The sequence below is a fragment of the Alphaproteobacteria bacterium genome (assembly GCA_017308135.1).
GTDB lineage: Bacteria > Pseudomonadota > Alphaproteobacteria > CACIAM-22H2 > CACIAM-22H2 > Tagaea.
The window spans coordinates 678,742-691,794 of the sequence record JAFKFM010000009.1; the positions used below are offsets into that span (position 1 = coordinate 678,742).

10 protein-coding genes are annotated in these 13,053 nt (G+C 65.4%); 6 read left to right on the plus strand and 4 right to left on the minus strand.

Annotated elements, in window-relative coordinates:
• Window positions 1-12: 12 nt before the first annotated feature.
• Window positions 13-4,566 (minus strand): glutamate synthase large subunit, encoded by a 4,554-nt coding sequence (gltB, locus tag J0H39_16615; GenBank protein ID MBN9498377.1) that lies wholly within the window; start codon window positions 4,564-4,566, stop codon window positions 13-15.
• 11 nt (window positions 4,567-4,577) lie between these two features.
• Window positions 4,578-6,056 carry an NAD(P)-dependent oxidoreductase gene (locus tag J0H39_16620; protein MBN9498378.1) on the minus strand — a complete coding sequence of 493 codons (1,479 nt, stop codon included), beginning with the start codon at window positions 6,054-6,056 and terminating at the stop codon, window positions 4,578-4,580.
• A gap of 270 nt (window positions 6,057-6,326) precedes the next feature.
• Here J0H39_16620 and hpxZ point away from each other — a divergent pair, with 270 nt between their 5' ends.
• Genes hpxZ through J0H39_16645 form a run of 5 tightly spaced genes read left to right on the plus strand, consistent with a single transcriptional unit; the run spans window position 6,327 to window position 10,791 of the window.
• Window positions 6,327-6,719, plus strand: coding sequence for an oxalurate catabolism protein HpxZ (gene hpxZ / locus J0H39_16625; protein ID MBN9498379.1), 393 nt, complete (start codon window positions 6,327-6,329; stop codon window positions 6,717-6,719).
• A gap of 44 nt (window positions 6,720-6,763) precedes the next feature.
• Complete coding sequence (locus J0H39_16630) at window positions 6,764-8,314, plus strand: ABC transporter substrate-binding protein (GenBank protein MBN9498380.1); 1,551 nt, start codon at window positions 6,764-6,766, stop codon at window positions 8,312-8,314.
• 37 nt (window positions 8,315-8,351) lie between these two features.
• The gene (locus tag J0H39_16635) at window positions 8,352-9,299 is read left to right on the plus strand and encodes an ABC transporter permease (GenBank protein ID MBN9498381.1); all 948 of its coding nucleotides are present in this window, start codon (window positions 8,352-8,354) and stop codon (window positions 9,297-9,299) included.
• On the plus strand, window positions 9,296-10,171 hold the full coding sequence (locus J0H39_16640) for an ABC transporter permease (protein MBN9498382.1): 876 nt from the start codon (window positions 9,296-9,298) through the stop codon (window positions 10,169-10,171). Before J0H39_16635 ends, J0H39_16640 begins: the two co-directional genes overlap by 4 nt.
• Window positions 10,172-10,173: 2 nt before the next feature.
• Entirely contained in the window at window positions 10,174-10,791 is a 618-nt protein-coding gene (locus J0H39_16645; protein MBN9498383.1) for a cyclic nucleotide-binding domain-containing protein, read from the plus strand.
• Here J0H39_16645 and J0H39_16650 read toward each other — a convergent pair.
• Window positions 10,788-11,312: a Crp/Fnr family transcriptional regulator gene (locus tag J0H39_16650; GenBank protein MBN9498384.1), complete on the minus strand. Its 525-nt coding sequence runs from the start codon at window positions 11,310-11,312 to the stop codon at window positions 10,788-10,790. The two genes, J0H39_16645 and J0H39_16650, sit on opposite strands and share 4 nt — an antisense overlap.
• Before the next feature lie 70 nt (window positions 11,313-11,382).
• On the opposite strand from J0H39_16650, the gene J0H39_16655 reads away from it, so the two are divergent.
• Window positions 11,383-11,970 carry a hypothetical protein gene (locus J0H39_16655; protein ID MBN9498385.1) on the plus strand — a complete coding sequence of 196 codons (588 nt, stop codon included), beginning with the start codon at window positions 11,383-11,385 and terminating at the stop codon, window positions 11,968-11,970.
• Here J0H39_16655 and J0H39_16660 read toward each other — a convergent pair whose 3' ends face one another.
• Window positions 11,971-12,921: a complex I NDUFA9 subunit family protein gene (locus J0H39_16660; protein MBN9498386.1), complete on the minus strand. Its 951-nt coding sequence runs from the start codon at window positions 12,919-12,921 to the stop codon at window positions 11,971-11,973.
• Window positions 12,922-13,053: the final 132 nt, after the last annotated feature.

Genomic DNA, 13,053 nt, shown 5'->3' on the forward strand with positions numbered 1-13,053 from the left:
TTATCGCATGGTTCAATCGTCGCCGGCACCCGCCCCGCGGCGCTTGTCGGCGCGGCGCACGGGATGGGCCAGACGCGCCACCATTTCCTTCGGCACGATCTGCTTGAACTTCACGACCTCGCGATCCCAATCGGCCAGGATGCGCTGGGCGTGGGCGCTTTGCGTTTCACGCGCGTGCTCCTCGATCAGTTCCTTGAGCACGCCTTCCCAATGCGCCGTTTCCACGCCTTGGGCGATCACGTTCTCGAGGTTGAGGTGGCGTTCGAGCGTGCCGTCCGCGTCGTAGACGAAGCCCATACCCCCGGTCATGCCGGCGGCGAAATTGTCGCCGACCGCGCCGAGGATCACGACCGTGCCGCCGGTCATGTATTCGCAACCGTTGGAGCCGCAGCCTTCGACGACGGCCGTGGCGCCGGAGTTGCGCACGGCGAAGCGTTCGGCCGCTTGGCCGGCCGCGAACAAGCGGCCCGCCGTGGCGCCGTACAACACCGTGTTGCCGACGATCGTGTTGGCGTTGGAGACGAGCGGCGAGGAGGTGAACGGCCGCACGACGATCGTGCCGCCCGACAAGCCCTTGCCGACATAGTCGTTGGCGTCGCCGAACACTTCGAGCTTCAAGCCCTGCACCGCGAAGGCGCCGAGCGACTGGCCCGCGGACCCGCGCAAACGCACGGTGATCTGGCCCGGCTTCAGCCCGGTCATCCCGTATTTGCGCGTGATCTTGGACGAAAGCTTCGTGCCGATCGCGCGGTAGACGTTGCGGATGTTGTAGGCGAGTTGCATCTTCTCGCCGCCTTCGAGCGCGGGAGCCGCGTCGCGGATCATCTGCTCGTCCAGCGTCTCGGGCACTTCGTTGCGCCCTTCGAGCGTGCAGTAGCGCGGATATTCGCCCGGATCGGCCTGAACCAGCAGCGGGTTCAAATCCAAATCGTCGAGCGTTTCGTCGCCGCGCAGCACCTGCGTCAGCAGGTCCGAACGGCCGATCACGTCGATCAGGCGCTTGAAGCCGAGCGAGGCCAGGATCTCGCGCACTTCTTCGGCCACGAATGTGAAGAGGTTGACGATCTTCTCCGGCGAGCCTTCGAACTTCGCGCGCAGCTTCGGGTCTTGCGTGCACACGCCCACCGGGCAGGTGTTCGAGTGGCACTGGCGGACCATGATGCAGCCCATCGCCACGAGCGACGCGGTGCCGATACCGAATTCGTCGCCGCCCAGCATGGCCGCGATGACGACGTCGCGGCCTGTGCGAATCCCGCCATCGACGCGCAGCTTCACGCGGTGACGCAGGCGGTTGAGCGTCAGAACCTGGTTCGTCTCGCTCAAGCCCATTTCCCAGGGCAGGCCCGCATACTTGATCGACGACTGCGGGCTAGCACCGGTACCGCCCACGTGACCCGAGATCAGGATCGCGTCGGCCTTGGCCTTGGCGACACCCGCCGCGATCGTGCCGATGCCCGAACGTGCGACCAGCTTCACGCAGACCGACGCGGTCGTGTTGATCTGCTTGAGGTCATAGATCAACTGCGCGAGGTCTTCGATCGAGTAGATGTCGTGATGCGGCGGCGGCGAGATCAGCGTGACACCCGGCGTCGAATGACGCAGACGCGCGATCAGGTCCGTGACCTTCGGCCCCGGCAATTGCCCGCCTTCGCCGGGCTTCGCCCCTTGTGCCACCTTGATTTCAAGCTCGCGGCAATTGGTCAGGTACTCGGCCGTGACGCCGAAGCGGCCCGACGCGACCTGCTTGATCGCCGAGGATGCGTTGTCCCCGTTGGGACGCGGCTTGTAGCGCGCCGGGTCCTCGCCGCCTTCGCCGGAATCCGACTTGGCGCCGATGCGGTTCATCGCGATGGCGAGCGTCTCATGCGCCTCGGGCCCGAGGGCGCCGAGCGAGATACCGGGTGCCACGAGATGCTTGCGGATCTCGGTGATGCTTTCGACTTCGTCGACCGAGATCGCCTTGCGGCCCGGCTTGAAGTCGAGCAGATCGCGGATATTGATCGGCGGCAGCTTGCGGCACGCCTCCGAGAATTTCCGGTAAAGCCCGTAGGAGTCGCTGTCCACGGCCGCTTGCAGCGTGTGGATCAACTCGCCTTCCCAGAAATGCGCTTCGCCGGATTTGCGGAAGCGGTAGAAGCCGCCGACGGGCAGCGCCACCACGTCTTCGCGCCAGGCGCGCTCGTGCAGATCGCGCACCTTCTTCTGGATGCCGACCAGACCGATGCCGGAAATGCGGCTGGTCATACCGGGGAAGAATTCCGAGATCAGCGTGCGCGACAGGCCCACCGTCTCGAAATTATAGCCGCCGCGATAGGACGAGATGATGGAGATGCCCATCTTGGACATCACCTTCAGCAAGCCGTCGTCGATCGCCTTGCGGAAACGCTCGACGCAATCCTTCAGCGCCATGTTGCCGAACAGCCCGCGCGCATGGCGATCGGCGATCGCTTCTTCGGCGAGATAGGCGTTGACGGTGGTCGCCCCCACGCCGATCAGCACGGCGAAGAAATGCACGTCCATGCATTCGCCCGTGCGCACGTTCAGCGACGTGAAAGTGCGCAATTGCTGGCGCACGAGATGCGTGTGTACCCCACCCGCCGCCAGGATCATCGGGATCGGCGCGCGTCCGCCGCCTTGCGCGCGATCCGACAGGATCACATGCACGGCACCGCCGCGCACGCCGTCCTCGGCCTCGCGCTGGACGCGCTTCAACGCGTCGCGAAGTGCAAATTCGCCCGAGGCGGGATCGAACGTGCAATCAATCTCCACGACCGTGTCGCCCATATAGGCGCGCATCGCTTCGAATTCCGCGGTGGTCAGCACCGGGCTTTCGAGTTGCAGCATGCGGCACTGGGCTTCGTCTTCGTCCAGGATGTTCCCGAGATTGCCCAGGCGCGTGCGCAGCGTCATCACGCGCCGTTCGCGCAAACTGTCGATCGGCGGGTTGGTGACCTGGCTGAAATTCTGGCGGAAGAAGTGATGCAGGCCGCGATACTTGTCGGAGAGCACGGCGATGGGCGTGTCGTCGCCCATCGAGCCGACGGCTTCCTTCGCGTCCTCGACCATCGGGTGCAGGATCAGTTCGAGATCTTCGAGCGTCCAGCCGACGGTCAGCATGCGCCGGCGCAGTTCATCGCGCGACAGCTCCGGCTTCGGCACCGCGTCGGCCTTCACCAGCTGGTCGATCACGGTGATGTTGCGCGTCCAATCGCCGAAGGGCCGCGACTTGGCGAGCCAGTCCTTGATTTCGGGATCGCGATAGAAACGGCCCTGGCGCATATCGACCGCGATCATCTGGCCGGGGCCCACGCGGCCCTTTTCGACGACCGAGACTTCGTCGACCTTGACCATGCCGGTTTCCGAGCCGACGACCAGCAAGCCGTCGCCGGTGATCGTGTAGCGGCACGGGCGCAGACCGTTGCGGTCCATGCCGGCCAGAACCCAATTGCCGTCGGTGCAGGCGATGGCGGCGGGACCGTCCCACGCTTCCATCACGCTGTTCGCGTAGGCGTACATGTTGCGGATGCTTTGCGGCGTCTGGTCGTCGTAGGACCAGGATTGCGGCATCATCATCGTCTTGACCATCGGCAGCTCGCGCCCGCCGCGGATCAAAAGCTCGAAAACGTTGTCCATCTGCGCGGAGTCCGAGCCCGGCTGCACGACCGGCTTGATGTCCTCGACCGTCTGGCCGAAGCGCTCATGCGCCATACGCGTTTCGTGGCTCTTCATCCAATTGACGTTGCCGCGCACGGTGTTGATCTCGCCGTTATGGGCGAGGGTGCGGAACGGCTGCGCCAGCTTCCACATCGGGAAGGTGTTGGTCGAATAGCGCTGGTGATAGATCGCGAAGGTCGAGACGAAGCGCTCGTCGGTGAGGTCGGGATAGAAGACCGACAGCACTTCGGCGAGGAACATGCCCTTGTAGATGATCGACCGGCACGACAGCGTGCAGATGTAGAAATCGACCAGGTTTTCGGCCAGCGCCTGCTTTTCGATGCGCCGGCGGATGACGTAGAGGTCGAGTTCGAACTTGTCGTCGTCGACATTGCGCGTGTTCTGGACGATGACCTGTTCGATTTCCGGGCGCGAGGCGTTGGCCTTCTCGCCGCAGACCGAGCTATCGATCGGCACTTGGCGCCAGCCATAGACGCCGTAGCCCATTTTCAGAATTTCGGTTTCGACGATCGTGCGGCAGCGCTCCTGCCCTTCCAGATCGTTGCGCGGCAGAAAGATCATGCCCACGCCTAAACGCGCGTCGGACGTCTTCACTCCCTGGCGTTCGATATGCGCGCGGAAGAAGTCCTGCGGAATTTCGATATGGATGCCGGCGCCGTCGCCGGTTTTGCCGTCGGCGTCGACCGCGCCGCGATGCCACACGGCCTTCAGCGCTTCCACACCGAGTTCGACGACCGAACGGCGCGCCTTGCCGTCGATGGCGACGATCATGCCCACACCGCAATTGTCGTGCTCCTCGGCCGGATCGTAGGCATTGCCTTCGATCAGCTTGGCGCGGTTGGCTTCGTATTCCTGCGCGAAACGAAGACCGGGATCGAGTTCTTGGGTCATGGCGCGCTCCCTTATTCCGCGGCCGCGGCGGCGGGCTTCACCTTCGCCGCCAGGAATTTATGGATCTGGTCGGCGGCATCGCGCCCGTCGCGGATGGCCCAAACGACGAGCGAGGCGCCGCGCACGATGTCGCCGGCGGCGAACACGCCGTCGAGCGAGGTCATCATCGTGCGGTGGTTCACCTTCAACGTGCCCCAGCGCGTGACCGAGAGTTCGGGGGCGCCGAACATCGTGGGCACATCCTCGGGATCGAAGCCGAGCGCTTCGATGGCGAGGTCGCAGGGCAGTTCGAAGGACGAGCCTTCGATCTTTTCCGGCACTTGGCGGCCGGTCGCGTCGGCAATACCCAAACGCATGCGATAGGCGCGTACCGCGCCCACCGGCTCGGCGCCCGCTTTCTTCGCTTTCGCTTTCGCCGCTTTGGCGACGAAGGCTTCGGGGGCGGCGAGCCACACGAATTCCACGCCTTCTTCCTCGGCGTTGGCGACCTCGCGCTGCGAGCCCGGCATGTTCTTCTTGTCGCGGCGATAGAGGCACTTCACCGACTTGGCGCCCTGACGGACCGCCGTGCGCACGCAATCCATCGCCGTGTCGCCGCCGCCGATGACGACGACATGCTTGCCCGCGGCGTCGAGCGCACCGCTGTCGAATTCCGGCACGTCGTCGCCCAGGCCCTTGCGGTTGGACGCGGTCAAATACGTCATCGCCTTGACGACGTTCTCAAGCCCCGCCCCCGGCGCTTCCAGCACGCGCGCCTTGTAGACGCCCGTGGCGATCAGCACCGCGTCGTGCTTGGCGCGCAGATCGGCGAGCGTCGCGTCGCGGCCGATTTCGAAATTCAGATGGAAGACGATGCCCGACTTCTCGAACTGGTCGGCGCGGCGCGTGACCACGTCCTTCTCCAGCTTGAAGTTCGGAATGCCGTAGATCATCAGACCGCCGACGCGGTCGTAACGATCATAGACATGCACCTTATATCCCTTGCGGCGCAGATTCTCGGCGGCGGCGAGGCCGCCGGGCCCGGCGCCGATAATGGCGATCGATTGCGCGCGCTCGACCGGCGGGACGATCGGCTTGACCCAGCCTTTTTCCCACGCCGTGTCGGTCACGTATTTTTCGACCGAGCCGATCGTGACGGAATCGAAGCCCTTCTCGATCACGCAATTGCCTTCGCACAGACGATCTTGCGGGCAGATGCGGCCGCAAATCTCCGGGAAGGTGTTGGTCGCCTGGCTCACCTCATAGGCTTCTTCCAAGCGCCCTTCGGCAGTCAGCTTCAGCCAGTCGGGAATGTTGTTCGAGACCGGGCAATTCACCTGGCAGAAGGGCACGCCGCATTGCGAGCAGCGCCCGGCCTGGGTGGCGGCCGCATCGGCCGAGAACGCCTCGTAGATCTCGTCGAAATCGCGCTTACGCTCGGTGGCGGCGCGTTTTTCGGGCGTTTGCTGTTCGATCTCGACGAAGCGGAGCAACTTGGAGGTGGTCGCCATGGTTCGAGCCCGGACTTTCTGGAAGGGGGAGCGAGGTATAGGCGGAAATACGACACCAAGTAAGTGAAATCGACCATATAGGTCAGTATAATTTCCCTAATAGGCTCCAACATAAACCGGAAAGCCCGTTTAGGGTAATTAGAAACCGCTTTCTGATTCCAATTAGTACCATATCGGAACTAAATGGAATTCATGCCCCCAAGACTTGCGAGACGGACCGCTTTGGCCTTACGCGGGAAGTATCGCGCAATCCTGTGACAAGGCGAGTCCATGCAAATTAACGACCCGAACGTGGTGGCCGAAATCGAGGCCACTTTGGCGCGTTACGAGAAGGCGCTGGTCGATCGCGACGTCGAAACCTTGGGCGATTGCTTCTGGAACGACCCGCGCGTGGTGCGTTTCGGCACGCACGAGAACCTCTACGGCCACGCCGAGATTCAGGCCTTCCGCCAATCGGTGAAACCCGGCGGCCATGCCAAGCAAAGCGTTCTGCGCACCGTCATCACGACCTTTGGCAAGGATTTCGCTTGCGTGAGCATCGCCTTCGCGGCGCGGCGCGGCGGTACGGGCCGCCAGCAGCAAAGCTGGGTCCGGATGCCGGAAGGCTGGAAGGTCGTCGCCGCGCACGTGTCCTATATGCCCGAGACGCCGGCCTCGTCATAATCGGCGGCGTCGTAATCGGGTCCGTCAGTCCGGGAGACAGAACCATGCGCTTCGAAACCTTGCGGCGCTTCGCGACCGCATCCCTCATCGCCCTCGCCTTCGCAGCCCCCGCGGTCGTTGCATCAAGTGCTGGCGCCCAGCCCGCGCAGAACACGCTGCGCATCGGCTTGACGGCGGACCCCGACGCGCTGGATCCGATGCTGGGGCGCACGCTGGTCGGCCGCATGGTGTTCTCGTCGATGTGCGACACGCTTGTCGACTACAACGAGAAGCTGGAATTCGTGCCGCGCTTGGCCCAATCCTGGGAATGGGCCGCCGACGGCAAGACGCTGACCTTGCGCATCCGCCCCAACGCCTTTTTCCATGACGGCAGCCCTGTCGACGCGGCGGCGGTGAAAGCCTCGCTCGACCGCGCGCGATCGAACCCGCAATCGCTGCGCCGCTCCGAACTCGGCCCCATCGCCGAAACGGTGGTGGTCGACGCGCAGACGCTGCGCCTGGATCTGCGCTCGGCCTTCATTCCGCTGCTCGCCCAGTTCGCCGATCGCGGCGGCATGATCGTCAACGCCAAGCCGGCCGAAGCCGCCGGCCAGGAATTCGCGCGCAATCCGATTTGCGCCGGCCCCTATCGCTTCGCCGAGCGCGTGGCGCAGGACCGCATCGTGCTGCAACGCTTCGACCGGCACTGGGAGAAGGACCAGTACCATTTCGATCGCGTCGTCTATCTGCCGATCCCGGACGCCACGGTGCGCTTGGCCAACGTGCAGGCCGGTTCGGTCGATATGATCGAGCGCATCCTGCCGACCGATCTTCCCAACGCGCGCCGCGACCGCCGCTTGAAGCTGGCCGATGCGGTCGAACTCGGCTGGAACTCGATCATCATCAACACGCATAATGGCGCCAAGGCGGACAACGTGCTGGGCAAGGACAAGCGCGTGCGCGAGGCGCTGGAATTGTCGCTCGACCGCGAAATCCTGAACCGTGCCGCGCATGCCGGCGAATTCGTCGTCGGCAACCAGCCTTTCGCGCCGGGTACGCCCTATTACGCGAAGGAATTGGCGCCCAAGCCGCGCAACGTCGCCCGCGCGCGCGAATTGCTGCGCGAGGCGGGCGTGCCCAATGCCAGCTTCACTTTGATGGTGCCCAACGACACCGAGCGCAACGCGGTCGCGCAGATCATCCAGCAGATGGCGCGCGAGGCCGGCTTCGACATCAAGCTGCAGGTCGTCGATTTCGCGACCTCGATCGCGATGAGCCAGAAGGGCGATTTCGAAGCCTATCTGCTGTCGTGGTCGGGCCGCGTCGATCCGGACGGAAACGTGCACACGTTCTTCCATTCGACCGGCGCGCAAAACGATTCGAAATTCGTGTCGCCGGTGATCGACACCGCGCTCGACAAAGCGCGCGAGCTGACCGACACGGCCGAGCGTTTGAAGCTCTATTCGGCCGCGACCGCCGTGCTGCTCGACGAGCGGCCGCGAATTTTCACTTACCATCGCAAATGGTTCTTCGCGTATTCCAGCCGCTTGAGCGACTTCACCGCGAACCCGGACGGCATGATCCGCGTGCGCGGCTTGCGCTGGAACGCGCAGTAAACGCCCGAATGACGGAACGCCCCAAGAAAACGGAACAGTGGGTCGCTATCTACTCCATCGTCTCGCTTTGGCGATTCCGACGTTGATCGTCGTCAGCATCGTCGTGTTCGTCCTGCAGAAACTTCTGCCGGGCGACGCGGCGACGCTGATGACCGCCGACGCCGATCTTTCCGCCGACGATCTGGCGCGCATCCGTGCGGCCCTCGGCCTCGATAAGACCTGGCCCGTCCAATATCTCGTTTGGATGTGGGGCGTCGTGCAGGGCGATTTCGGCACGTCGCTCAATACCAAACTGCCCGTGCTGGAAGTGATCCTCGACAAGCTGCCGGTGACGTTCCAGCTCGCGTCGATGGCGATCGTGATTTCGGTCGGCATCGGCGTGCCGCTGGGCGTGATCGCCGCGTTGAAGCGCGGCTCGGCCGTCGATTACGGCGTCAACGCCGCCGGTCTGTCGGGCCTGTCGATCCCGCCCTTCTGGTTCGGGATCATGCTGATCCTCGCCTTCTCGGTCGAACTCAACTGGTTCCCGGCATCGGGTTACGTCAGCCCCGCCGAGGATTTCTGGGCCTCGATCCACACGATGATCCTGCCCGCGATCGTGCTGGCGTCCGAAAACATCGCGATCCTGATGCGCCACACGCGCTCGGCCATGCTGGGCGTGCTGAAGCAGGATTACGTGCGCACGGCGCGCGCCAAGGGCTTGTTCGAGCGCGTCGTCGTCGTGCGCCACGCTTTGCGCAACGCGCTGATCCCGGTCATCACGCTGGGTGCCATCGAATTCGGCCGCTTGCTCGGCGGGGCGGTGCTGACCGAGCAGGTCTTCACCATTCCCGGCTTCGGCAAGCTGCTGGTCGATGGCGTGTTCACCCGCGACTACCCGATCGTGCAAGGCGTCGTGCTGGTCGCGGCGTGCTGCTACATCGCGTTGAACTTCCTGGCGGACGCCGCCTACGCATCGGTCAATCCCCGGATCCGCGCACGATGACCGACCTGGCGATCCAGACCGCCGCCCAAGCCTTGCCGCGCGCACCCGGCGTATTCGCGCGGTTGCTGCGCCATCCCGGCGCCGTCGCGGGCGGCGCCATCGCGCTGTTCTTCGTGTTGATCGCGATCTTCGCACCCGTGATCGCGCCCTACGATCCGATGGCGGTCGATTGGCTGGCGATTCGCGGCGGGCCTTCCGCAGCACACTGGTTCGGCAGCGATGAAATCGGCCGCGACGTGTTGAGCCGCGTGATCTGGGGATCGCGCGCCTCGCTGCTCGCGGGTCTCGTGTCCATCGCCATCGCCATGGCGATCGGCGTGCCGCTGGGCCTCGCCGCCGGCTATCTCGGCGGCTGGATCGACGCGGTACTGATGCGCGTGGTCGACGGCATGCTGGCGATCCCGCTGTTGGTGCTGGCGATCGCCATGGCGGCGACGCTTGGGCCGTCGCTGACCAACGCGATGATCGCGATCGGCTTGTCGGTCTGCCCGATCTTCGTGCGCCTGGCCCGCGCGCAAACCCTGAGCGCGATGGCCGAGGAATATGTCGAGGCGGCGCGCGCCATGGGCTATTCGCATCTGCGGATTGCACTGCGCCACGTGTTGCCGAATACCGTGCCGGCCTTGCTGGTCCAGGCGACACTGGGCATCGCCACCGCGATCATCACCGAAAGCTCGCTCTCGTTCTTGGGCCTGGGCCAACAGCCGCCGGCCCCCAGCTGGGGCTCGTCGCTCAACGCCGCCAAGAACTTCATCGTTCAGGCGCCGTGGATGAGCCTGTGGCCGGGTCTCGCCATCTGTCTGGCGGTTTTCGGCTTCAATCTGCTGGGCGACGGCTTGCGCGACACGCTCGATCCGCGCGACAAAGACTGACCATGGAACCCGTTCAGCTTCTGGCGATCGCCGCGGCGGCCGCCACCCTCGCTTCCGCCGCGATGCGCACGATGCCCGCCTTGCGCCTGATCGGCATGGGCGCCGCCGCCCTTGCCGCCGCTTTCGGTCTCGCCGTCGGCAGCAACTGGCTGTTGATCGCGGGCGTGCTGGGCTTCGCCGCGCATGCGTGGCGCTATGTCGAAGCGCGCGCGACGGTGCGCCGGTTAGCCGACGCGGACGAGCCGCGCCCGACCGCGTTGTTCGCCTTCGTCGGCCGCGAGCAACACCCCGCCGACACGATCTTGTTCCGCAAGGACGAGGGCGGCGAGGAGATGTATCTGATCGTCGAAGGCTGGGTCGAACTCGTCGAGATCGGCAAACGCCTGGGGCCGGGTCAAGTGCTGGGCGAAGTCGCGATGGTGGTCCCGTCGCATCGGCGCTCGCTGACCGCGCGCACCGTGACGCCCGTGACGCTCGCGCGCATGACCAAGCGCGACATGGAACTGACCGCGTTGCAGAACCCGGCGTTCGGGTTCGAGATGCTGCGCTTGGTTTCGCGCCGCTTGTCCGAAGACATCGACCGGCTGACGGGCGAGCTCAACCGGCGCGGCGGCGACTAACGGCGGCGGCGCGCAAGCTCCCGGTAGAACGCTTCGCGCGAAACGCCGAGCTCGGCGGCGACGTCCTGCAAGCGCCCTTTCGCGGGCGGCACGTTGCCTTCGCCAAGCCACGCGTCGAAACGTTCGGCCACGGTCGGCAAGGCGCGGATTTCCGCCCGGACGCGCGCCGCTTGCACGCCGCGCGCAAGGCGCGCGCCCCACGCCTCGGCCAAAGCCGGATCGGCGGCCAGCGCCGCGCGGAACGCGGCTTTGCTCACCACGGCGACGGCGGAGTCCTCGGCGGCGACGGCATCGCAGTGATAATTGGCCGAGTAAGCCGACGCCTCCGCCAGGACGGCGCCGGCCCCCGCGTTTTGCAGGATAAGCGCGCTGCCCTGCGGCGTGTGCCGAACGAGATGGATGCGGCCGCGCAGCACCAGATGGATGTTGCGCACCGGCTGACCGGCGGCGAACAGCTCCTTGCGCGCGGCGAACTCGACCCGGCGCGCGCCGTCGAAAATCGAAGCGATGAGATCGCGCATGATTTCGATCATATAGCGATCGGCGCGCGCATGCGACGGTGCGGCCGTTCAAACATCCCCCGGAGCCCTCATGCGCCGTATCGCCGCCCTCATCCCCCTGCTGGCGATCGCCTTCGCCGCCCAAGCGCAACCGCACCGCCATGCGCCGGCCGCCGCCCCTTACGCCGGGCTGCAAACGCGCGAGATCAAAAGCCTATCGGCGGAGGATATCGCCGAATTGCGGCGTGGCGGCGGCTGGGGCTTGGCGTTGCCGGCCGAATTGAACGCCGTGCCCGGCCCCGCGCATCTGCTGGAGCTGCGCGAACCGCTCGGCCTGACGGCCGATCAAATCGCGCGGATCGAGGCGATATTCGCGCGCATGCAGGCGGAGGCAAAAACGGCGGGCGAGCGCTTCATCCGCGCGGAGGCCGACATCGAAGCGGCGTTTCGCGCGGGCGGCGTTCCGGCCGATCGGCTGCGCGCGCTAATCGACACCGCCGGCGCCGCGCGCAACGAACTGCGCTTTGTCCATCTGTCGCGCCATTCGGAAACGGTACCGCTGCTGACTTCGGCGCAAATCGAGCGCTATAAGGCGCTGCGCGGCTACGCCGCCGATCCTTGTGCGAATATCCCGCCAGGGCACGACGCGGCGATGTGGCGCCGCCACAACGCCTGCTAGTTAGGCGTTCTTCGCCGCGAAGCGCCCGCCCTTGCGATAGGCGGCGAGCCAGGTCGGCGCCACCGCTTCCATCGCATGCGGCTTGACGCCGAGCGCTTCGAGGGCGGGCGCCCCCGTCGCGACATTGTCGCTGCGCAGCAGCGTCACCTGATCGCGCGTCAGCAGCTTGATCGGCAGCAATTCCAGAATCGCCGCCTTCAATTCCGCGATCGGCCACGCGATCGGGATCAGGCCGCGATGCTTGGCCGTGACTTCGAGCAGGTATTCCATCAACTGACGGAACGTGTAGGCGGTGGGACCCACCGCTTCGTAGGTCTTGCCGGCGGCGTCGGGCTTATCGAGGGCGGCGACGATGCCGTCGGCGAGATCGCCCACGTAAACCGGCTGGAAGCGCGTTTCGCCGCCGCCGATCAGCGGCAACGCCGGCGACCAGTTGGCGAGCTGCGCGAAGCGGTTGAAGAAGCCGTCCTCCGGCCCGATCACGATCGACGGGCGGAAAATCGTGGCGTTGGGGAACGCGGCGCGGATGCCGGCTTCGCCTGCGGCCTTGGAGCGCGCATAGGACGATTTCGATTCCGCCGAAGCGCCGAGCGCGGAGACATGGACGAATTTCGACACGCCGGCGTCGGCCGCGATCTTCGCCAAGCGCGTCGGCGCATCGGCGTGCAGCGCTTGGAACGTACGCTTCCCGCTTTCGGCGAGAATGCCGACGAGGTTGATGACCGCATCCGCCCCTTCGACCGCGACGCGCAACGCCGCGTCGTCGCTGGTGATCGGCAGATGCATCGGCACGACTTGGCCGACATTGCCCATCGGCTTCAGGAAAGCGGCGGCGATTGTGTCGCGCACGCAGACCCGGACGACGCAGCCTTGCTGCGCCAGGCGCTTGACCACATAGCGGCCGATGAAGCCCGAACCGCCGAAGACCGTAACCCTGTGTCCCGCCTGCATATAAGCCCCCTGAAGCTGGCTCGACCGGGATAATCCCCCCGCGCGTCCGGGTCAAGCTTGGCCAGTTGACTTCGCAAGGCGGCGGGGATAGACGTTCGCCCCTCGCGTTTGCCCTGCTGGAGCGCGTCCTTA

Bases quoted from the DNA above. Each gene is read 5' to 3' on its own strand.
- gltB (MBN9498377.1), bottom strand. From the start codon at position 4,566: ATGACCCAAGAACTCGATCCCGGTCTTCGTTTCGCGCAGGAATACGAA.
- J0H39_16620 (MBN9498378.1), bottom strand. From the start codon at position 6,056: ATGGCGACCACCTCCAAGTTGCTCCGCTTCGTCGAGATCGAACAGCAA.
- hpxZ (MBN9498379.1), top strand. From the start codon at position 6,327: ATGCAAATTAACGACCCGAACGTGGTGGCCGAAATCGAGGCCACTTTG.
- J0H39_16630 (MBN9498380.1), top strand. From the start codon at position 6,764: ATGCGCTTCGAAACCTTGCGGCGCTTCGCGACCGCATCCCTCATCGCC.
- J0H39_16640 (MBN9498382.1), top strand. From the start codon at position 9,296: ATGACCGACCTGGCGATCCAGACCGCCGCCCAAGCCTTGCCGCGCGCA.
- J0H39_16645 (MBN9498383.1), top strand. From the start codon at position 10,174: ATGGAACCCGTTCAGCTTCTGGCGATCGCCGCGGCGGCCGCCACCCTC.
- J0H39_16650 (MBN9498384.1), bottom strand. From the start codon at position 11,312: ATGCGCGATCTCATCGCTTCGATTTTCGACGGCGCGCGCCGGGTCGAG.
- J0H39_16655 (MBN9498385.1), top strand. From the start codon at position 11,383: ATGCGCCGTATCGCCGCCCTCATCCCCCTGCTGGCGATCGCCTTCGCC.
- J0H39_16660 (MBN9498386.1), bottom strand. From the start codon at position 12,921: ATGCAGGCGGGACACAGGGTTACGGTCTTCGGCGGTTCGGGCTTCATC.